16 protein-coding genes are annotated in these 21,445 nt (G+C 65.9%); 9 read left to right on the forward strand and 7 right to left on the reverse strand.

Annotated features, from left to right (window positions below; translation table 11 throughout):
• Positions 1-316: 316 nt before the first annotated feature.
• Positions 317-3,241, reverse strand: coding sequence for an EAL domain-containing protein (locus IFT60_RS24875; RefSeq protein ID WP_192056796.1), 2,925 nt, complete (start codon positions 3,239-3,241; stop codon positions 317-319).
• Positions 3,242-3,362: 121 nt separating this feature from the next.
• Here IFT60_RS24875 and IFT60_RS24880 point away from each other — a divergent pair, with 121 nt between their 5' ends.
• The 3 genes from IFT60_RS24880 (at position 3,363) to IFT60_RS24890 (ending at position 5,032) form a co-directional block, all read left to right on the forward strand.
• Positions 3,363-3,887 carry a methylated-DNA--[protein]-cysteine S-methyltransferase gene (locus IFT60_RS24880; RefSeq protein WP_192056797.1) on the forward strand — a complete coding sequence of 175 codons (525 nt, stop codon included), beginning with the start codon at positions 3,363-3,365 and terminating at the stop codon, positions 3,885-3,887.
• A complete protein-coding gene (gene xerD / locus IFT60_RS24885; RefSeq protein WP_192056798.1) occupies positions 3,860-4,762 on the forward strand; it encodes a site-specific tyrosine recombinase XerD in 903 nt (300 codons plus the stop codon). Before IFT60_RS24880 ends, xerD begins: the two co-directional genes overlap by 28 nt.
• A 69-nt stretch (positions 4,763-4,831) precedes the next feature.
• Positions 4,832-5,032: a hypothetical protein gene (locus IFT60_RS24890; RefSeq protein ID WP_192056799.1), complete on the forward strand. Its 201-nt coding sequence runs from the start codon at positions 4,832-4,834 to the stop codon at positions 5,030-5,032.
• Positions 5,033-5,218: 186 nt separating this feature from the next.
• Here the strand turns inward: IFT60_RS24890 and IFT60_RS24895 are convergent, their stop codons facing one another.
• Together IFT60_RS24895 and IFT60_RS24900 are read right to left on the reverse strand one after the other, a co-directional pair.
• Complete coding sequence (locus tag IFT60_RS24895; protein WP_192056800.1) at positions 5,219-8,338, reverse strand: efflux RND transporter permease subunit; 3,120 nt, start codon at positions 8,336-8,338, stop codon at positions 5,219-5,221.
• Positions 8,339-8,342: 4 nt separating this feature from the next.
• Entirely contained in the window at positions 8,343-9,572 is a 1,230-nt protein-coding gene (locus IFT60_RS24900; protein WP_192056801.1) for an efflux RND transporter periplasmic adaptor subunit, read from the reverse strand.
• Positions 9,573-9,891: 319 nt separating this feature from the next.
• Here IFT60_RS24900 and IFT60_RS24905 point away from each other — a divergent pair, with 319 nt between their 5' ends.
• A complete protein-coding gene (locus IFT60_RS24905; protein ID WP_374001278.1) occupies positions 9,892-12,021 on the forward strand; it encodes a putative bifunctional diguanylate cyclase/phosphodiesterase in 2,130 nt (709 codons plus the stop codon).
• Here IFT60_RS24905 and IFT60_RS24910 read toward each other — a convergent pair.
• On the reverse strand, positions 12,002-12,976 hold the full coding sequence (locus tag IFT60_RS24910; RefSeq protein ID WP_192056802.1) for an endonuclease/exonuclease/phosphatase family protein: 975 nt from the start codon (positions 12,974-12,976) through the stop codon (positions 12,002-12,004). The two genes, IFT60_RS24905 and IFT60_RS24910, sit on opposite strands and share 20 nt — an antisense overlap.
• A 38-nt stretch (positions 12,977-13,014) precedes the next feature.
• Here IFT60_RS24910 and IFT60_RS24915 point away from each other — a divergent pair, with 38 nt between their 5' ends.
• The 3 genes from IFT60_RS24915 (at position 13,015) to IFT60_RS24925 (ending at position 15,145) form a co-directional block, all read left to right on the forward strand.
• Positions 13,015-13,506, forward strand: coding sequence for an aminoacyl-tRNA deacylase (locus tag IFT60_RS24915; RefSeq protein WP_192056803.1), 492 nt, complete (start codon positions 13,015-13,017; stop codon positions 13,504-13,506).
• A gap of 83 nt (positions 13,507-13,589) precedes the next feature.
• Positions 13,590-14,210, forward strand: a complete 621-nt coding sequence (gene plsY, locus IFT60_RS24920; RefSeq protein ID WP_192056804.1) for a glycerol-3-phosphate 1-O-acyltransferase PlsY — start codon at positions 13,590-13,592, stop codon at positions 14,208-14,210.
• Positions 14,211-14,482: 272 nt separating this feature from the next.
• On the forward strand, positions 14,483-15,145 hold the full coding sequence (locus IFT60_RS24925; protein WP_192056805.1) for a DsbA family oxidoreductase: 663 nt from the start codon (positions 14,483-14,485) through the stop codon (positions 15,143-15,145).
• Positions 15,146-15,557: 412 nt separating this feature from the next.
• Here IFT60_RS24925 and IFT60_RS24930 read toward each other — a convergent pair whose 3' ends face one another.
• The 3 genes from IFT60_RS24930 to IFT60_RS24940 form a co-directional block, all read right to left on the reverse strand.
• The gene (locus tag IFT60_RS24930) at positions 15,558-16,412 is read right to left on the reverse strand and encodes an endonuclease/exonuclease/phosphatase family protein (protein WP_192056806.1); all 855 of its coding nucleotides are present in this window, start codon (positions 16,410-16,412) and stop codon (positions 15,558-15,560) included.
• A 99-nt stretch (positions 16,413-16,511) separates the two neighbouring features.
• Entirely contained in the window at positions 16,512-17,552 is a 1,041-nt protein-coding gene (gene tsaD, locus IFT60_RS24935; RefSeq protein WP_192056807.1) for a tRNA (adenosine(37)-N6)-threonylcarbamoyltransferase complex transferase subunit TsaD, read from the reverse strand.
• 267 nt (positions 17,553-17,819) lie between these two features.
• A complete protein-coding gene (locus tag IFT60_RS24940; protein ID WP_192056808.1) occupies positions 17,820-18,881 on the reverse strand; it encodes a 3-deoxy-7-phosphoheptulonate synthase in 1,062 nt (353 codons plus the stop codon).
• 119 nt (positions 18,882-19,000) lie between these two features.
• On the opposite strand from IFT60_RS24940, the gene ybiB reads away from it, so the two are divergent.
• Positions 19,001-19,987 carry a DNA-binding protein YbiB gene (gene ybiB / locus IFT60_RS24945; RefSeq protein WP_192056809.1) on the forward strand — a complete coding sequence of 329 codons (987 nt, stop codon included), beginning with the start codon at positions 19,001-19,003 and terminating at the stop codon, positions 19,985-19,987.
• A gap of 81 nt (positions 19,988-20,068) precedes the next feature.
• Complete coding sequence (locus tag IFT60_RS24950; RefSeq protein WP_192056810.1) at positions 20,069-21,277, forward strand: BaiN/RdsA family NAD(P)/FAD-dependent oxidoreductase; 1,209 nt, start codon at positions 20,069-20,071, stop codon at positions 21,275-21,277.
• Positions 21,278-21,445: the final 168 nt, after the last annotated feature.

The following is a 21,445-nucleotide window of genomic DNA, read 5'->3' on the forward strand; positions in this document are numbered from 1 at the left end:
ACGTTCGACAGAAGCCGTTGGCATCGACCAAACGGCCGGGACGTGCCTGATGATTGAAGCGCACCTTTGGGTGCGCTTTTTTTTGTCCAAATTTCGGTTCACCGCAGCGATGGCGCCCGCATCGATACGTGGCCGCCGCGCACCGTAGGGTGGGCTCCCGAGCCCACGCGTACGTGCCGATGCGTACCGCAACGCTTCCGGAAACCTCCCGCGATGCTTGCTCCTCGGTTGTTGTTACATCGTCGCTGCGCATGCGTCGCAACGCGTGGGCTCGGGAGCCCACCCTACGTTACCTCGGCGCCGCGGGTCTTCCATCCTACGCCGCGAGTTCTTCCAGCGTCCTCGCATCCACCGGCCGGCTGAACAAATACCCCTGCCAGTGATCGCACCCGATCCCCGCCAGGAAGTTGCGCTGGGCTTCGGTCTCGACTCCTTCGGCGATGATGCTCAGGCCCAGCGATTTGCCGAGCGCCACCACGCTGCGCGCGATCGAGGCGTCGTTGGGGTCGACCAGCACGTCGCGCACGAAGCTCTGGTCGATTTTCAGCTGGTCGAGCGGCAGCCGCTTCAGGTAGCTCAGCGACGAGTAGCCGGTGCCGAAATCGTCGAGCGAGAAGCAGATGCCGTGTTCGCGCAGGGCGCGCATCTTGCCGATGGTTTCCTCGACGCCCTCGATCATCAGCGTTTCCGTCAGCTCCAGCTTCAGACGCATCGGATTGGCGCCGCTGGCGCGCACGATGGCCAGCGTCTCTTCGACGAAGTCCGCCTGCAGGAACTGGCGCACGCTGACGTTCACGGCCAGCGTGAATTGCGCCGTGGCCGGAGATTGCGCCCACAGCGCCAGCTGTTCGCAGGCGGTGCGCAGCACCCAGCGCCCGAGCGGTACGATCAGGCCGGACGCTTCGGCAATCGCGATGAAGCCGGCCGGTCCCACCAGCCCGCGCGTCGGATGCTGCCAGCGCACCAGCGCTTCGGCGCCGGTCATGATGCCGTCGCCATCGACCTGCCCCTGGTAGTGCAGCACGAACTGCGAATGCAGCAGCGCCGCGCGCAGTTCGGTTTCGATCTCGGTGCGGTAAGTCACCTCCTGTTCCATCGACGGCTGGAAGAAGCGCAGCGTGTTGCGGCCTTGCCGCTTGGCTTCGTACATCGCCAGGTCGCCGCGCCGCATCAGGTCGTCGAGTTCGTCCTTCTGGCCGGTGCACAGCGTGATGCCGATGCTGCAGCTGGCGTGGTGCACGGCGCCGCCGACCTCGAACGGGTCGCGCAGGGCACTCAGGATCTTTTCGCCGACGACTTCGGCGTGCTGCTGCGCCTCCGCTTCGTCGACGCCGCTCGATTCGAGCAGGATCACGAATTCGTCGCCGCCCAGGCGCGCCACGGTATCGATCTCGCGCGTGCAGGCCAGCAGGCGCGCCGCCACCTGCTGCAGCAGCTCGTCGCCGACGGCGTGGCCGCGGCTATCGTTGAGGTCCTTGAAATTGTCCATGTCGAGGAACAGCAGGGCGCCGGTGCGGCCGGTGCGCCCGTGCAGGCCGAGGCAGTGCGCGACCCGTTCATACAGCAGGCGCCGGTTCGGCAGTCCGGTCAGTGCGTCGTAATAGGCCAGCTGGACGATCTTTTCGTCGGCCTGCTTGCGCGCGCTGATGTCGGACTGGGTGCAGACGAAATTGGTCAGCACGCCGCTTGCGTCGCGCACCGCGGTCACCGTCAGCCAGGCCGGATAGCGGCGGCCATCGTGGCGCTGCATCCAGACTTCGCCTTGCCAGGACTGCTGCTCGCGCACCGTGTCCCACATCCGTTCGCGGCCGTCGTCGCCCTCCGCTTCCAGCGAAAAATGCGGGAACGGCGTGCCGGGCAGTTCCTCGGCGCTGCGCCCGTAGAGTTCTCCCCAGGCCCGGTTCGCCTCGATCATCACGGCGTCCGGGCTGAGCACGCACATGCCGGCGCCCGACTGGAACACGGTCGCGGCGATGCGCAGCGATTCCTCGGCCTGCTTGTGCGGCGTGATGTCGGTGGTGATGCCGCACAGCTGCGTGACCTCCTCGCCATGCATGAGCGGGATTTTCGTGGTGATGTAGACCTTGTCGAACAGGCGCTCTTCGGAGACGAAGCGCTGGTGTTCCTCGATCACGGCCAGGTCGCCAGCGCGCGTCATCTGCGCCTGCTCGGGGCCGAACAGGACCTCGTCGGTCTGGCCGACGATGGCCGCCGCCGGGCGCTTGAGCAGGCGGCACATGGCGCCGTTGGCGTACTGGTAGCGCGACTGCGCATCCTTGATGTAGATGAGGCTATCGACGCTGTCGAGGATGGTCGCCAGCTTGCGCTCGTTGTCGCGCAGTTCGCGCGTGCGCACCGCCACCTCGGTGCGCAGCCAGCTGGCCACCGCCAGCGCCGAGAGCAGCAGGCCGACCGTGGCGGCCAGCACCCACAGCAGCGAGGTCGGCAGCGGCGCCGCGGGACTGCCGGCCTGCCAGCGGCGCAGCGTGTTGAAATATACCGAGTTCGGATCGGCGCGCCAGCTGGCGAGGTGGCGGTCGATGGCGTCGAGCGCCGCCTGGCGGCGTCCCGGCATGGCGGCATAGTGCAGGCGCGCCGGATTGAACACGACCGGCGTCCCCTCGAGCCCATGCCTGCCGGCGGCGGCGTCGCCAAAATAATGGCTGGCCGCCACGGCATCGGCCTGGCCGGCGGCGACCAGGGCAAACGCGCGTTCGAGCGAGTCTGCCGGCACCAGCACCGCGCCGTAGCCGGCCAGCACGTTGGGCAGCGTGAGCGCCTGGATCGAGTTGGCCAGCACGGCGATGCGGCGGCCCCTCAGGTCGAGCAGGGAACGGATCTTGTTGCCGCGCTGCGTATAGATTTGCGACCAGCTGTGCAGCGCCGGCACCTGGTGGAATGCGTAGCGGCGCGCACGCTCCTCGGACCAGGCCATGTCCGGCAGCAGGTCGATGCGGCCAGTTTCCAGCGCCTGCAGGCAGGCCTGCCATTCGCAGGCGACGAATTCGAGCGTCCAGTGCTCGGCGCTGGCGATCTCCTGCAGCAGTTCGACCAGGATGCCGGACGCCTTGCCGCCGTCGTCGATGAACAGTTTCGGTGCATTCGGATAGACGCCGACGCGCAAGGGCGCTGGTGACGCGAGCGCTGGTCCATCCGCCAATGCGCCCTGCGATACGGACTCCGCCCTGGCCAGGCAGCCAAGGAGGAGAAGTAAAGCCAGGATGCGTTTCGCGGGCGGCATGGGAATCCTCTGACGTATGGAATCAGCATAATCTTTTTCCGCTGAGTCAGCCGCACGGACGAGTAATTTCCTAGGCGAAAAAGGGGTGGTGGCCGCGCCGTGCGAGGAGTAAACTGAGGGCATGACTACACAACCAGGCAGCGAGCTGTTTTCCGCCATCGTGGCGGCCCCGTTCGGCGCGATCGGCATCCGCACCGAAGACGGACGGGTGCGCGAGCTCGTCTACCTGCAGCCGCGCTTCGAGGCCAAGGAGGCGCAGGACCCGGTGGCCGACGCCGCCGCGCGCCAGGTCGAGCGCTACCTGGCCGATCCCGATTTCACGTTCGATCTGCCATTGTGTGACGCCGGCAGCGCTTTCCAGAAGCGCGTCTGGGATGCGATCAGCGCGATCCCGCGCGGCACCGTCAAGACCTACGGCAGGATCGCCAAGGACATCGGCTCGGCGCCGCGCGCCGTCGGCCAGGCCTGCGGCGCCAACTGGTTCCCGCTCGTCATTCCCTGCCACCGCGTGACCGCCGCCGGCGGCCTCGGCGGCTTTGCCAGCCACGACGACGAGAACGGGTTTCACCTGTCCGTCAAGCGCTGGCTGCTGCGCCACGAAGGCGCCACCGCATCTCCATGGCAGCAGCAGGCGATCTGGGACTGATCGACGAGTTCTGCGACACGCTCTGGCTCGAGCAGGGCCTGGCGAAGAACTCGCTCGACGCCTACCGGCGCGACATGCGCATGTTTCTCACCTGGCTGGACACGCAGCGGCCCGGCCGCGGCCTGCTGGGCGTCGGCCCGGAAGACCTGGCCGGCTATTTCGCCGAGCGCCATCCCGACACCAAACCGAGCACGGCCAACCGGCGCCTGTCGGTATTGAAGCGGTTTTATGCGCTGGCGCTGCGCCAGGGCCGCATTGCCAGCGACCCCTGCCTCAAAATGGCCACCGCGCGCCAGCCGACGCGTTTCGTCCACACGCTCAGCGAAGCGCAGGTCGAGGCCCTGCTGGCGGCGCCGGACGTGTCGACGCCGCTCGGCCTGCGCGAACGCACGATGCTCGAACTGATGTACGCGAGCGGCCTGCGCGTGTCGGAACTGGTGGCCTTGAAAATTGTCGAACTCAGCTTGAACGACGGCGTGCTGCGCGTCACCGGCAAGGGCGCCAAGACGCGGCTGGTCCCGTTCGGCGGCGAGGCGCGCGCCTGGCTCGAACGCTACCTGAACGATGCGCGCGGCATCATCCTCAACGGCCAGGTCGACGACGCTCTGTTCGTCACCGGCCGCGGCGGGGCGATGACGCGCCAGATGTTCTGGGTCGTCATCAAAAAGCATGCGCTCAGGGCAGGCATCCGCGCTCCGCTGTCGCCGCACACGCTGCGCCATGCGTTTGCGACGCACTTGTTGAACCATGGCGCCGACTTGCGCGTGGTGCAATTGTTGCTGGGCCACTCGGACATTTCCACCACACAGATCTATACCCATGTTGCGCGCGAACGGTTAAAGCACCTGCATGCACAGCACCACCCACGTGGTTAATTCAAATCCTGGCAGCCTAACTGGCGCATAATAGTCGCGCACCAATTCAACCAAGCATATGAGGTGATCATGGCCAAAACGAACTTCAGTTACGAGAAGCGGCAGCGGGAACTGGAAAAGAAACGCAAGGCGGAAGAAAAAGCCAAACGTAAAGCAGAAGCAAAGGCCAATCCGAATGGGGAGGCAAATGCGCTGACGGAAGAGGGGGCGGAGGACGCCGAAGCCGATGCTGCAATGAATGCGGATGCGCAGGAAACGCAGACGCCGTAGGGTGGGCATGCCCACCGCAAGGTTCGGTTATTCGAACCGCATGCCACATCGCTTGCACTAATCCTGCTGAATACGATAACGCGCCGCAATGTTCGCTTCGAATGGAGCTAACATTGCGGCGCGTTCACGCGTGGGCATGCCCGGTGAACCCGTCATCGAGGCCATTGGCCTCGATGACCCCGTACGTTACACGCTTTCCTTGGCGGCGACCGGCATGACCTCGGCAATTTCCTCGTGCCCCTTGGCAAACCACTTGCGCGCACGCTTGCCGATATTGTCGAGATAACTGTAGGCCACCGGCACCACGACCAGGGTCAGCAGCGTCGAGGTAATCACCCCGCCGATTACCGCGCGGCCCATCGGCGCTTGTGTTTCGCCGCCGTCACCAGCGCCGATCGCCATCGGCAGCATGCCGAAGATCATCGCCAGCGTCGTCATCAAGATCGGGCGCAGGCGCACTTGCCCCGCTTCCAGGATCGCCGCGAACTGGGCGCGGCCTTCGCGCTGGCCGTGGTTGGCGAAGTCGACCAGCAGGATCGCGTTCTTGGTCACCAGTCCCATCAGCATGACCACGCCGATCACCGAGAAAATGTTCAGGGTGCTGCCCGTCGCCAGCAGCGCCAGCAGCACGCCGATGAGCGACATCGGCAGCGACATCATGATCGCGATCGGCTGCAGGAAGCTGCCGAACTGCGAGGCCAGCACCAGGTAGATGAAGATGATCGCAATCGCGATCGCCGACACGAAGTTGGCCATGGTTTCGGCCATCTGCTCGGCATCGCCGCCGACGTCGAAGCGCACGCCTTCCGGCAGTTCGATCGACTCCATCGCCTTCTTGATGTCGGCGTTGACGTCGCCCGACGGCCGGCCTTCGATGCCGGCGTAGATCGCCACCCGCCGTTCCAGCGCCTGGCGTTTTAACACTTGCGGGCTGAGCGAGGGCACGAATTCGACCACCTGGCGCAGCGGCACCATGATCGGATTGCCGGCGGCGTCCATGCGCGACGAGGCCAGCGACAGGTCGGCCAGGTCCGCCACCTTCTGGCGGCCGCTCCTCGGCAGCTGCACGTTCACCTCGTAGTTCTGGCCGTCCGGCGCCAGCCACTGGCTGATCTGGTCGCCGCCGACGAAAGGCCGCAGCGCCGCGCCCACCTGCGCCACCGACAGGCCCAGGTCGCTGGCCAGTTCGTTGTTGATCTTGATGACGGTGGCGGGATTCGCCCCTTCCTGGCTGTACTCGAGGTCGACCACGCCTTTGATCGCACGCATCTTGTCCATCAACTTGTGCGCGGCGGCGTCGAGTTTGGCTTCGTCGCGTCCGAGGATCGCGATAAACACCGGCTTGTTCCCGACCGACATGGTGATGCCGGCGATCGACGACAAGCGCTCGCGGATCACGCCTTCCATCGCTTCCTGCGATCGCCGTTTGGTCTTGCGCACATCGGTCAGTTTCAGGATCACCTGGGCGCTGTTGTGGCCTTCGTAGACGCCGATGGCGCTGCTGACCGCGTCGATCTCGGGGTAGGAGCGCAGCGCATCCTCGACCTGCTTCACTTTGCCGTCGGTATAGGCCAGGCTCGATCCCACCGGCGTTTTGAAGCGCATCTCGATGAAGCCGTTGTCGGTTTTCGGGGCGAACTCGCCGCCGATCAGCGGGATCAGGAACAGGCTGCCGACAAAGATGCCGAGCGCCAGCGCCAGCGTCGATTTCCGCCAGCGCAGGGCCAGCGCCAGCACGCGGCCGTAGATGCCGTGCACGTGCTCGATGCCGACCTCGATGCGCGCCATCGCGCGTCCCAGCCAGGGCACATACTTGAAGCGGTCTTTCACCGGGTCCGGCCACACCGAGGACAGCATCGGATCGAGCGTGAAGGAGACGAACAGCGACACCAGCACGGCCACTGCCACGGTGACGCCGAACTGCAGGAAGAAGCGCCCGATGATGCCGTCCATGAAGGCGATCGGCACGAACACGGCGACGATGGCGAAGGTGGTCGCCATCACCGCGAGGCCGATCTCGTTGGTGCCTTCTTCGGCCGCGCGCAGGTGGCTCTTGCCCATGCCGAGGTGGCGCACGATGTTTTCGCGCACCACGATCGCATCGTCGATCAGGAGGCCAATGCACAGCGACAGCGCCATCAGCGTCAGGAAATTCAGGGTAAAGCCGAAGTAGCGCATCGCGATGAAGGAAGCCAGCACCGAGATCGGCAAGGTGAGGCCGGTGATCACCGTGCTGCGCCAGGAATGCAGGAACAGGAACACGATCACCATGGTGAGGATTGCCCCCTCGATGATGGTGCGCTTGACGTTGTCGAGCTGTTGCTGGACCGTGGTCGACTGGTCGTCCATCACGCGGAACTGGACGTCGGCCGGCATCGTTTTCCGCATCTGCTCGACCATCTTCATGATGCCGGTGCCGACCTGCACCGTGTTCGCATCCTGCACCTTGGTGATGTCGAGCGAGATGGCGCGCACGCCGTTCACGCGCGAGATCGAGGTCTCTTCGCGCTCGCCGTCGACGACGTCGGCCACCTGCGACAGGTAGACCGGACCGCTGGCGCGGCGCGCGACGATGATGTTCCTGAACTCGCGCGCCTCGCGCATCTTGCCCTCGACCCGCACCAGGCGCTCGGCCGCACCGTACTGCAGGTTGCCGGCCGGGAGATTCGCATTGGTCGCCTGGATCGCGCGCAGCACTTCGTCGATGCCGATGTTCTGGCTGCGCAGCTGCTCGGGTTTGACGTGGACCAGGATCTGGCGCCGCGCCACGCCGCCAGTGCGCACTTCACCGACGCCGGCCACGCTTTGCAGGCGTTTCACGATCACCTGTTCCGCCAGCGTCGACAAGGCGCGCATGTCGCGTTCGTTCGAGGTCACCGACAGGCGCACGATCGGCTGCTGATTCTCGCCATCGGCGCGGATGACGAAGGGTTCTTTCACTTCCTTCGGGAAGCCGGGGCGCACGCGCGCCACCTTGTCCCGTAAATCCTGCATCGCCTTGTCCATGTTGGTGGCGATGTGGAATTCGATCGAGACGCCGCTGCGGCCTTCCCACGAATTGCTGCGGATGTTCTTGATGCCGCTAACCGTGTTAATCGTTTCTTCCATCGGCCGCGTGACGTCGTTCTCAACCTGTTCCGGGGAGGCGCCCGGATACTGGGTCTCGACCCAGGCATACGGAATCTCGACGTTGGGCATGCTTTCCACGCCGAGCGAGCGGTACGAGAACAGGCCGAGCACCATCAGGCCGACCATGACCATGGTGGCGAAGACCGGGTGGCGGATGCTGACTTTGGTGATCCACATGGCGTCAGTCCTTCTTCGCCAAGGTAACGGCAGACGGTGCCGCCTTTGCCGCCGCTGCTAGCTTGACCGCGCTGCCCGGCTTGACGCCGTCGAGCGGCACCGCCAGCAGCACCGCGCCCGCTTCCACGCCGCCGGTGACTTCCGCCAGTCCCTCGTCCTCGCTCTTCATGCCCAGATGGACCGGCTGCGCCACCACCTTGCCGCCGTCGACCCGGTAGACGACGTCGCGCGCGCCCTCCTTGCGCAGTGCCGCCAGCGGCACGATCGGCCGCGCGGCCGATTTGTCGGTCGTGATGTCGCCCTTGGCAAACATGCCGGCGCGCAGCAGGCCGTCGTCGTTGGCCACGCTGATATACACCAGCATCGCGCGCGAGCCCGGCTCGGTGGCCGGATTGATGCGCGCCACCTTGCCGCTGAAGGCGCGCCCGTCGAAGCCGTCGACCTTGAAACGCACCTCCTGGCCGACCTGCACGCGCGGGATGTCGGACGCCGGCACCTGGGCGTCGAGCGTCAGGTGCTGCAGGTCGACGATCGCCATCACCGGGCTGTCCGGCGAGAGCTTTTCGCCGGCCTGCACGAAGCGCTTGCTGACCACGCCGGACAGGGGGGCGCGGATCGTCGTGTCGTTCAGCGCGATGCGCGCCAAGTCCAGCTGGGCGCGCGCCGCGTCGACCGCTGCCTGCGCCAGCTCGACGCTGTTGCGCGTCGTGTCGAACGAACTTTGCGAGATGTAGTTCTGCTTGAGCAGGGCCTGGCTGTTGGCTTCGTTCTTATTCGCCAGCGCCAGCCGTGCGTTCGCTTCCTTGAGCATGGCCGCTTGCTGGGCCACGCGGGCGCGCGCGTCGGCGTCGTCCAGGCGCGCGATGACCTGGCCGGCGCTCACGTTCATGCCCTCGCGCACGGTCGTGCTCAGCACCACGCCCGAGACTTTCGATTTGACGGTGGCCTGCGCCAGTGGTGCGAGCGAACCCGACAGCGGCAGGCGCAGCGCCAGTTCGCGCGACTCGACCGTGACGACGTCGTTCTGCGCCAGCTCGAAAACGGTGGGCTTGTCGGCCTTTTTCTCCGCGCTTGCCGCGGGTGGCGCCGCCTTGCCCTTTGCATTGCCCTGATAAGCGAACCAGCCGCCAGCCGCGAGCGCCGCCACGACCAGCACGATGGCCGGCTTGCGCCAGCGGCGCCGGGTAGTAACGGGAGGAGGGCTTGACGTGAGCGGCAAGGTTTCGATTTTCATGGCGGCCGTTATTCGGGTTTTTAGTGCGCGAGTTTTAATGCGCGGAGGGAAGAGGGAGCGCGCGTGCTCCACCTTGTGTGAGGCGAAGCTCCGTGCGCATGGTGGGGACTATAGAAATTGACAAGACCGGACGCCATCGGAATGCGACAAGCAGGGGTTTTTGGACGCTGAAGTGCAGAAAAGGCGGACGGAACGCGATGCCGCTTATGCTGGTGTCATATCTTTGCGTACGCACAAACGGCGCAGGGGCGGCCGCATCAAGAATGGATCGCTTGGAGGCGGCATCGCGCCGTCGTTTCTTCGAGAAAAGGATTGTGTCGTGAGCAGCGAATTGCCCGAGCCGCCCCTGTCCACCCCCTCCGGCGGGCCGGCGCGCGAAGCGTTGGACTGGCTGTACCGCTTCGTCGCGGCGATCGAACTGAGCCCGTCGGTGGCCGTGCACAGCCAGGACCGCCAGGGCGTGGTGCGCTTCTGGAACCGCGCCTGTGCCGAGCTCACCGGCATCTCCGCCGACGAAGCCGTCGGCCAGCCCTTCGCCAAACTTGTGCGGCACCTGGGCAAGCAGCAGGAATTCGACGACACCATCGCCTCGGTCTGGCGCACCGGCGCCGCGGTACGCGCGCGCGAGTGGCATGTCGAGCTGCGCGACGGCCGGCGCCTGTGGCTGCACTCGAGCCATTTCCCGATTCCCGAGGACGGCCGCGGTAAGGAAGACGTGCGGCAAGTGTTCTGCATGGAAGTCGACGTCACCGCGCGCAAGGAACTCGAAGAATCGCTGCGCCGCGCCAGCCAGGTGTTCGACCATGCGCGCGACGCCATCCTGCTGGTCGACCGCGAGCACCGCGTGCTGGCCGCCAACCGCGCCTATGCCGACCTGACCGGCTATGCGGTCGAGGAAGTGGTGGGTGCAGAACTGCCGAGCCTGCAGCTGGGCGTGCAGGACCGCGCCTTCTTCGACCGCCTGCGCGACCAGCTCGACGGCCACCAGCACTGGGAAGGAGAACTCTGGGGCGTGCGCCGCGACGGCAGCACGATCCCGATCCGCGCGGCGCTGTCGCCGATCACCGACGCCGGTGGCGCCGTCACCAGCTACATGGTGATGCTGACCGACATCAGCGAACGCCGCCGGGCGGTCGAGCAGGCGCGCCACCAGGCCGAGCACGACGCCCTGACCGGGCTGCCGAACCGGATCCTGTTCATGGACCGCCTCGGGCAGGCGCTGGCGACTGTTGCGCGCCAGCACCGCCAGTTCGCGCTGATGTTCATCGACCTCGACCATTTCAAGGCGATCAACGACAGCCACGGCCACGAAGTCGGCGACAGCGTGCTGCAGGAAGTGGCCAACCGCCTGCGCCGCTGCGTGCGCCGGGTCGATACCGTCAGCCGGCTCGGCGGCGACGAGTTCGTGGTGCTGCTGGCCGACATCGGCGGCGTCGACCAGGCGGCGCACGTGGCGGCCACCATCATGCAGTCGGTGGCGCGCCCGCTGGCGGCGCCACCCGGGTCCGTGTCGCTGTCGGTGTCGATCGGCATCGCCATCTGCCCGAGCGACGGCGACGACCCGAAAACCCTGCTGCGCCACGCCGACGTGGCGATGTACCATGCCAAGGAAAGCGGACGCAGCGCCTTCCAGTTCTTCAGCCCCGCCATGAATTCGCGCGTGCTCGAGCGCGTGCAAACCGAAAACCGCCTGCGCCGGGCGCTGGAGAACGGCGAATTCGAGCTCGAATACCAGCCCGAAATCGACATCGGCAGCGGCCGCACGGTCGGTTTCGAAGCGCTGATCCGATGGCGCGATCCCGAGCGCGGACTGCTGCACCCGGACGCCTTTATCCGCGCCGCCGAAGAGTCCGGGTTGATCGTGCCGATCGGCCAGTGGGTGCTGCAGGAAGCCTGCCGCCAGGGGCGGCGCTGGCACGACGCCGGCTTCCCGGTGGTGGTGGCGGTGAACCTGTCGAACGTCCAGTTCACCCATGACGACCTGCTGCCGTATGTCGACGAAGCCTTGCAGGCGTCCGGCCTGGCGCCCGAATTCCTCGACCTGGAAATCACCGAGCAATCGATCATGAATGGCGACGCCGCCACGCTGGCCACCGTCGACACCTTGCGCGCGCGCGGCGTGCAACTGACCGTCGACGACTTCGGCACCGGCTTTTCCAGCCTGTCGAGCCTGCGCCGCTTTCCGCTGTCGAAACTCAAGATCGACCGCAGCTTCATCGACGACATCGTCAACGCACCCGAGGGCGCCGCCATGATCCCGGCCATCATCGCGCTGGCGCGCAGCCTCAAATTAAAAGTGATCGCGGAAGGGGTGGAAACGGCCGCGCAGCTGGATTACCTGCAACGGCACGGCTGCGACGAATACCAGGGGTTTTATGCGCGCACGGGGGAGGGCGCGGCGTCACCAGTAGCGCTGCCAGCAGCGCCGCCTATACGCCCGCCTCCATGAGGCCGTGTCCCTCGTCGTAGAGGCGGATGCGCGCCAGCACCTGGCCATGGTCGGAGGCGTGCGGCAGCGCCAGGTCGAGGTGGTCGTTCAAATAAATTACGTCGACCACTTCGCCGATCGCGCTCGGCAGGGCGCCGTTGAACTCTTCCGACACCAGGATGTGGTCGATCGTCGAATAGTGGCCTTCGTGCACGATCGAAAAGCCAAGATGGTGCGCATGGTCGGCGCGGCGCTGCACCTGGTTGGCGTCGTACAGGCGGTCGCCCAGCGGCGTGCCGGCGCCGAGCACGATGCTGGTGGTGACCGAATCGGCCACGTCGTTGAAGTCGCCCAGCAGCACGCGCGGACGGCGGTAAGTCCGGCCCATTTCGGTCATCAGCACGCGCAGCGCGGCCGCTTCGGTGCCGCGCCGGATCAGCGAGCGCAGGCAGGCCAGCGCGTACAGGGCCGGGTCTTCGCCAGTGTCGCCGCTGCGGTAATCGGGGCGGCGCGACTTCAAATGCACCACCACCACGTCGACCAGCACGTCGGGCGAGACGGTCACCACCGCGTGCAGCGGCGCCCGGGTAAAGCGCGCGGCGTCGCGGCTGCCGCTCGGCATTTCGATGCCACGCGGGAATTCGACCAGTGGCTGCGCCGGGCCATGCAGGGGCAGGCGCGACACCAGGGCCACGCTCGGCGTCAGGCGCAGCGCGGCCGGGTCGGGGTCGAAGCCGAGGTGGAAGGCTTCGCGGTAACGCCGGGTGCGCGCCAGCACTTCCTTCAGCGTTGCCTGCGAAAAGATTTCCTGGAAACCGATGACGTCGGCATCGAGCAGGTCGATCTGGTGTGCAGTCCAGTCCAGCTTGGCTTCGTATTCGGCCTGCGTGGTCGGCAGCAGGTTGTCGTACAGCTTCACACCCGGCGGCGCCAGGTTGCATACGTTAAAGGTGGCAAAGCGTATTTCTTGCTGCATAATAGAAACCCTTTATTCCAGTGTTTAGCGTATCACGCATGGCCAAGAAAGAGCACGTGTCCGAGACACCCGCCACCGGGTTCCTGCGCAAGCATGCGGTGAGTTTCACCGAGCATCCCTATGCCTATGAAGACCACGGCGGCACCGCGGTCTCGTCCAGCGCCCTCGGCGTGCCCGAGCATGACGTCGTCAAGACCCTGGTGATGCAGGACGAGGCGGCGCGTCCGCTGATCGTGCTGATGCATGGCGACTGCAAGGTGTCCACCAAAAACCTGGCGCGCGCGATCGGCTGCAAGTCGGTCGAACCGTGCAAGCCCGAGGTGGCCCAGCGCCACTCCGGCTACCTGATCGGCGGCACCTCTCCCTTCGGGACGCGCAAGGCGATGCCGGTGTACGTCGAGGAAAGCATCCTGGCGCTGGAAAAAATCTACATCAACGGCGGCCGCCGCGGCTACCTGGTCGGCATCGCGCCCCGCGTGCTGGTCGACGTGCTCGGCGCCAAAGCGGTGCAGTGCGCGCTGGCGGACTAAGAACCTAGGCTGGCCTATCGCCGGCGGCGGTGCTGGTGTATATTCACGAGCCCGCCAGAGGGTCATAACAGAGAGACAACACAATGAACACCCTGATTGCCACCATCGCCGCCTATTTGATCGGCTCGATTTCGTTTGCCGTCGTGATGAGCCGCGTGTTCGGCCTGTCCGACCCGCGCACATACGGCTCGAAGAACCCGGGCGCGACCAATGTGCTGCGCAGCGGCAGCAAGAAAGCGGCGATCGCCACCCTGATCGGCGACGGCGCCAAGGGTTGGCTGGCCGTGTTCCTGGCAGTCCAGCTCGGTCCGGATTACGGTCTCGACGACGCCGGCATCGCCCTGGTCGCGATTGCCGTCTTCCTCGGCCACCTGTTTCCAATTTTCTTCCGCTTCGTCGGCGGCAAGGGCGTCGCCACCGCGCTGGGCGTGCTGCTCGGCCTGAACGTCTGGCTCGGCCTCGCCACCCTGGTGACCTGGCTGGTGGTGGCGTATGCCTTCCGCTACTCGTCGCTGGCCGCCCTGATCGCCGCCGTGTTCGCGCCGTTCTACTACGGCCTGCTGTTCGGCGTGAACGAAATCCTGTTCGCCGTCATCGCCATGAGCTCGCTCCTGCTGTGGCGCCACAGCACCAACATCGGCAACCTCATCGCCGGCAAGGAATCGCGCATCGGCAGCAAGGCCGCCGGCGCAAAAAAGAAGTAAGACCCGTGACGCAAAGCGCAGGGACGTAGGGTGGACGGCTCCACCCGGACCCATGATGCTCACGCTGCGTGGACGCCGCCCACGCGTTCAACCGGCTCTTGTATGGCCGCGCTGCCAATCGAAGGGACGTAAGGTGGGCGGATCTTCCGCCCACGCGTTCAACCAGCGCACGCGCAGTCGCGCATTCCCGTTGATTCCCTCACAACCATCCCCACATACCGTCCCAAGCCGGCGCACCTCGCCCCGGCACCCATTCAGGAAGGCGGTACAACGTGAGCAAGCAATTGAGGATTGATTTCGTGTCGGACGTGTCGTGCCCCTGGTGCGCGATCGGCCTCAAGTCACTCGAACAGGCGCTCGAAAAAGTCGCCCCCGACGTCACCGCCGAGCTGCACTTCCAGCCCTTCGAACTCAATCCCGACATGGGTCCCGAAGGCCAGGACATCGTCGAACACATCACCGAAAAATACGGCGCCCCGCTCGAGCAGCAGATCGCCTCGCGCGAACAGATCCGCCAGCGCGGCGAAGCGGTCGGCTTCACCTTCGACATGGCGCGCCGCGGCCGCATCTACAACACCTTCGACGCCCACCGCCTGCTGCACTGGGCCGAAGAGCAGGGCCGCCAGCATGCATTGAAACTGGCGCTGTTCGAAGCCTATTTCACCCACTGCGAAGACCCGAGCTCGCGCGAATTGCTGGTGCGCGTGGCCGGCCAGGTCGGCCTCGACACCACCGAGGCGCAGCGCATCCTCGACAGCGGCGAATATGCCGACGAAGTGCGCGAGACCGAACTGTTCTTCCAGCGCGCGGGCATCCGCTCGGTACCGGCGATCGTCATCAACCAGCGCCACCTGATCTCCGGCGGCCAGCCGCCGGACGTGTTTGAACGCGCGCTGCGCGAGATCGCGGCACAGGCGGATGCGCCGCTGATTTGATCGGTGGGTTGGTTTTGTAGGTGGTCGGCTCCACCCGGGCGCATGAATATCGGCACAGGTGACGCCGCCCACGCGTTCAACCAGCTCGTGAAACCTCGCGCCATGGCACACGTGCGTTGAACGCGTGGGCGGCGCACGCGCAAACGGTTTGCATGCCGGCGGGTGGCGCCGAACACCCTACTGCGTCATCGGCCACGCGTCTGGCATACCCGTAGGGTGGACGGCTCTACCCGGGCACATGAATATCGATAACGCCGGCGCCGCCCACGCGTTCAACCGGCTCGTGAAAACTCGCGCCATGGCACACGTGCGTTGAACGCGTGGGTGGCGCACGCGCAAACTGTTTGCATGCCGGCGGGTGGCGCCGACCACCCTACGTCCTGCTGCACACACCGTACGTCCGGTGCGCGCATCACGCCCCCGGAATCAACTCCAGCACCACCGGCTGGTGATCCGACGCCGCCGTCTCCGATTGCACCTCGACCGACGCCACGCGCCGCACCAGGTCTTCGGTGACGAAGAAATAATCGTAGCAATCGGGCTTTTCCGGCCATGGGTAACCGTGCAGGCCGGTCGTGGGCGCGTGCGCCTGGCCGGCGTGCTGGGCGGCCCAGGCGTCGACCAGCGTCGATGCGCCGTCGAGGCCGGGGGCGAGCAGGGCCTGGTAGTCGGCGGCGCCGGGCGCCATGTTGAAGTCGCCGCAGTAGACGGCGGCGGCCGGACGTTCGCCGAGCTGGTAAGGCGCATCCATCTCCGGATGCAGCGCGAAGATGCGCGCGCGGGCGCAGGCTTGCGCGTGCAGTTCGCGCAGGCGCTGCACCTGGGCCAGGCGCTGCAGCGGCGAATGGTATTCGAGGTGGGTGGTGACCAGGCGCAGCTTCGATCCCGGCGTGTCGAGCACGACCTCAATCGCGCCGCGCGGCATGCCGGGCAGGTTGTCCGGGTCGGCCGGCCAGGGCAGCAGGTGGCGGTGGGCCTGGGTGATGCGGTATTTCGAGAGGATCAGGTTGCCGAACAGGCGGGGGACGTTGTTGCGGTAGATTTCACTGGGCGCGTACTCGATCGCATGGAAGCCGCCAAAGGCGCCGGCCAGCTGCTTGAACTGGTTGGCGGTGGCGCTGCCTTCGAGTTCCGGGTGGTTGGCGGCGACTTCCTGGAGGCAGATGATGTCTGGATTGAGCTTGCGCAGCACATCGATGATCGCGTGAATACGGATGCGCCCGTCCTTCCCGCAGCCCCAGTGAATGTTCCAACTTACAACGCGCATGTAGTGCCTCCCAAAACTGAACCGCCAGAGTTTGCCACCGTTTGGGGCAGGGCGGTCACACGTTAGGATCGATGCGGGCGTTGCAAGTTCATCGAGGCATCAAGCTGCTTCGAGCTCGTCCAGGGGCCAGCGCGGCCGCACGTTGAAGGCGTAATCGCGCGTCGCCAGGGCCGGATTCCTCTCCAGCCGCAGGGCGCCGGCAAAGGCGATCATCGCGCCGTTATCGGTGCAGAACTCGAGCTCCGGATAGAACACGCGGAACTTGCGCTTCTCGGCCGCCGCATTCAGCGAGGCGCGCAGCTGCGCATTCGCGCCGACGCCGCCGGCGATCACCAGCCGCTTCAGGCCCGAGTGGCGCAGCGCATTCACGCATTTCGCAGTCAGGACGTCGACGATCGCATCGACGAAGCCGCGCGCGATGTTCGCCTTGTCCTGCTCGCAGATATTGGCGATGACCTTCTCTTCGTGGTTCTTCACCACGGTCAGCACGGCCGTTTTCAGGCCCGAGAAGCTGAAATTGAAATCCTTCGAGTGCAGCATCGGGCGCGGCAAGGTGTAGGCGCTTGGGTCGCCGAATTCGGCCAGGCGCGAAATCGCGGGCCCACCCGGATAACCGAGGCCGAGCAGCTTGGCCGATTTGTCGAAGGCTTCGCCGGCGGCGTCGTCCAGCGTTTCGCCGAGCAGCGTGTAACGGCCGACGCCGTCGACCCGCATCAGCTGCGTGTGTCCGCCCGAGACCAGCAGGGCGATGAAGGGAAAGGCCGGACGGTCCGTCGCCAGCAAGGGCGACAGCAGGTGACCTTCGAGGTGGTGCACGCCCAGCACCGGCTTGTCGAGCGCGAGCGCCAGGCTGCAGGCGACCGAGGAGCCCACCAGCAGCGCACCGGCCAGGCCCGGGCCTTGCGTGTAGGCGATGGCGTCGATGTCGGACTTGGCGATGCCGGCGTCGCTCAAGGTCTGTTCGAGCAGGGGCAGGGCGCGCCGGATATGGTCGCGCGAGGCCAGTTCCGGCACCACGCCGCCATACTCCTCATGCATGGCGACCTGCGAATGCAGGGCATGGGACAGCAGCCCGCGCTCGGTATCGTACAGAGCCAGGCCGGTTTCATCGCAGGAGGATTCGACGCCGAGAACAATCATGGGAAAAGCCGGAAGGGAAAAGCGGAAGGTGGCATTGTAAAGCAGACCGGCGCGTGATGCCGGCCGCCAGTTGTCTGCCCCTGATCATTCGTGACCGTAGGGTGGGCCGGGCGGCGAACCGCTCGGCCCACGCGGATCACCGGTTGATACGCGGCGCCGTTAAGCCAGGCCTCCACGTATCACGCGCCGTACCGCGTGGGCGGAGCGGTTCGCCGCCCGGCCCACCCTACGGTCGCGGGAAATCCACCGTTATCGAATCAAGGACGATCAAGGACGGCCCAGCAACTCCTTGTGCGCATTCCTGAGCATCGTCACCGTATCGTCCCACCCGATACACCCATCGGTCACCGAGCAGCCATACTTCAACTGGCTCAGGTCCGACGGAATCGGCTGGTTCCCCGCCACGATGTTCGACTCGATCATCACGCCCACCAGCGAGCGGTTGCCGTGCTTGATCTGCTGGATCACGTCCGACATCACCAGCGGCTGCAGCTCCGGCTTCTTGTAGCTGTTCGCGTGCGAGCAGTCGACCACCAGGTTGGCCGGCAATCCCGCCTTCGTCAAGGCCTGCTCGGCGATCGTGACCGATACCGAATCGTAGTTCGGCCGGTCGCCGCCGCCGCGCAGCACCACGTGGCCGTAGCCGTTGCCACGCGTGCGCACGATCGAGACCGCGCCCTTGCCGTTGATGCCGAGGAAGGCGTGCGGATTGGCGGACGACAGCACCGCGTTGATTGCGATGCTGACGTCGCCGTCGGTGCCGTTCTTGAAGCCGACCGGGGTGGAGAGGCCCGAAGACATCTCGCGGTGGGTCTGCGATTCGGTGGTACGCGCGCCAATCGCGGTCCAGGCAATCAAATCGCCCAGGTACTGCGGCGAGATCGGATCGAGCGCTTCGGTGGCGGTCGGCAGGCCAAGTTCGCAGACGTCGATCAGGAATTGCCGTGCGCGTTCCATGCCGACGTCGACCTGGAACGAATCGTCCATGAACGGATCGTTGATGTAGCCTTTCCAGCCGGTGGTGGTGCGCGGCTTCTCAAAATACACGCGCATTACCAGCAGCATGGTGTCGGCGACTTCTTCCTGCAAGGCTTTCAGGCGGCGCGCATAGTCCAGGCCCGCTTCCGGATCGTGGATCGAGCAGGGGCCGACGACGACGAACAGGCGTCCGTCCTTGCGGTCGAGGATGTCGCGCAGCGCGGCGCGGCCGTTCATGACGGTGGCAAACGCCCCCTCGGAAAGCGGCAGCTTGGCGTGCAGCTCGGTCGGGGTCGGCATACGCCCGAACGAGGTAACGTTGGTATTTTCGATATCTGGTGTGATCTGCATGGTGCGGTCCGTTGGACAAAGTCGGATCGACGAGTGTAGCGCCAAAAATGCTTATCTGCAGCAACGTGCAGCAAACAGCGCAAAAGCAGGGCGAACGCATGTGGGTGTAAGCTGACGGTATGACGACCGAAAACCATGTGAACCCATTCCCCGCCGCCCACTTCATCAAGGAGATCGGCCGCGGCGTCAAAGGCGCGCGCAGCATGTCGCGCATCGATGCCGCCGCGCTCTACGGCGCCATGCTCGATGGCCGCGTCTCCGACCTGGAACTGGGCGCCATCCTGCTTGCCATGCGCATCAAGGGCGAGTCGGTGGACGAGCTGGCCGGCTTCATGGACGCCGCCGAAAACGCGTTCGCGCCGCTGCCCGCGCCCCCGGGCGAGTACGCCCCGGTGCTGATCCCCAGCTATAACGGCGCGCGCAAACTCGCCAACCTGACGCCACTGCTGGCGCTGCTGCTGGCGCGCGAAGGCGTGCCGACGCTGGTGCACGGCGTGCGCACCGACCCGGGCCGCGTCACCACCGCCGAGATCCTGGCCGAACTGGGCCTGGCCGAAGCCGCCACCAGCGCCGCCGTACATGATGCGTTCGAAGCGGGCCGCCCCGCCTTCATGCCGATCGAGGCGCTGGCCCCAAACCTTGCCCACATGCTGTCGCTGCGCCGCATCCTCGGCGTGCGCAACTCGACGCATACTATCGTCAAGATCCTGCAACCCTTCGAGGGCGCGGCGCTGCGCCTGGTCTCGTACACCCATCCCGAATACCTGCAGACGCTGGGTGAGTACTTCCAGAGCGCCGCGCCGCACGCGCGCGGCGACGCCTTCCTGATGCGCGGCACCGAAGGCGAGACGGTCGCCAACCCGCACCGCGCCCAGCAGATCGACTGGTTTCACGGGGGCGCGCGCGAAGTGCTGGTCGAGCGCGATCCGCCGGCCGATACCTTGTCCGCAGTACCGGAAGCGCGCGATGCGGCGGCCACTGCTGCCTGGATTCGCGCTGCACTGGCCGGCGAGGCGCCGGTTCCCGTGTCGATCGCGAACCAGGTGGCGCGGGTGACGGCGGCCGCGCGCGAGGTGCGCCGGCGCACTCCGCTGGCTGCTCAGTAAAACCACACTGTCGCCGATGGGCGTGCGGCCGCGAGGCCCAGCGTTTACAATGGCGGGTTTGGAATTTGGCGGCAGCAGCTCATGGCAAAACAATTCGATGTAGCGATTATCGGCGCAGGCGCGGCCGGAATGATGTGCGCGGCAATCGCCGGCGCACGCGGCAAGCGCGTGGTCCTGATCGACCACGCGGAAAAGCTGGCCGAGAAGATCCGCATCTCGGGCGGCGGACGCTGCAATTTCACCAACATCAACGCCGGGCCGGCCAACTTCCTGTCCGAGAACCCGCACTTCTGCAAGAGCGCGCTGTCGCGCTATACGGCGCAGGATTTCCTGGCGCTGGTCAAAAAGCACCGCATCGGTTACCACGAAAAGCACCGCGGCCAGCTCTTCTGCAACGACTCGAGCGAGCAGATCATCGCCATGCTGAAGGCCGAATGCAGCGCCGCCGAAGTCAACTGGCGCATGCCGTGCAAGGTGCACGGCATCGCGAAAGAGGCGGATGGCTACCGCATCGACACCGACCACGGCGACATCGAAGCCGACAGCGTGGTGATCGCCACCGGCGGCCTGTCGATTCCGAAGATCGGCGCCACCGACCTGGGTTATCGCATCGCCACCCAGTTCGGTTTGCCGCTGGTGGAAGCGCGTCCGGGCCTGGTGCCGCTCACCTTCGACGGCCCGAGCTGGGAAGCGTTCGCGCCGCTGGCCGGCATCGCGCTGGAAGTCGAAGTCTCGACCGGCTCCGGCAAAGGGAAGAACGCCAGGCGCGGCCTGTTCCGCGAAGATCTGTTATTTACTCACCGCGGCCTGTCCGGCCCGGCAATCCTGCAGATTTCCAGCTACTGGCAACCGGGCACGCCGATCGTGGTGAACCTGCTGCCCGACATGGACATCGCCGAAGAGCTGATCGGTTCGAAAACGACGGTCAAGAAACAGCTCGGCAACGTGCTGACCCAGTGGCTGCCGGCGCGCCTAATCGAGGGCCTGCTGCTGGCCAACGGCCTTGCCCCTGACGCCCGCCTGGCCGACATGCCCGACGCCAAGCTGCGCAAGCTCGGCGATGCCATCAACCGCTGGGCCATCGTCCCGACCGGCTCGGAGGGCTACCGCAAGGCCGAGGTCACCCTCGGCGGCGTCGACACCCGTGCCCTGTCGCAACAGACGATGATGGCGAAAGATGTCCCCGGCCTCTACTTCATCGGCGAAACCGTCGACGTTACCGGCTGGCTCGGCGGCTACAATTTCCAGTGGGCCTGGGCCTCCGGCTACGTGGCAGGGCAGAGCGTCTGAGTTTTTTTTTGCCACAAAGATCCCCGGCATTTATCGTTTTCGCGGCCCACGGCCTGCGGCTCGTCCGGGTTTCGCATGCTACGGCCTGCGGCCTCGCCCGTAGATACTGTTATGGCTGTCAAGCGGCGTGCAGCATCGGATTGAACTTTTCGCCAGTTTTCAGCACAC

The sequence above is a fragment of the Massilia sp. CFBP 13721 genome (genome assembly GCF_014842025.1).
Taxonomy (GTDB): Bacteria; Pseudomonadota; Gammaproteobacteria; order Burkholderiales; family Burkholderiaceae_D; genus Telluria.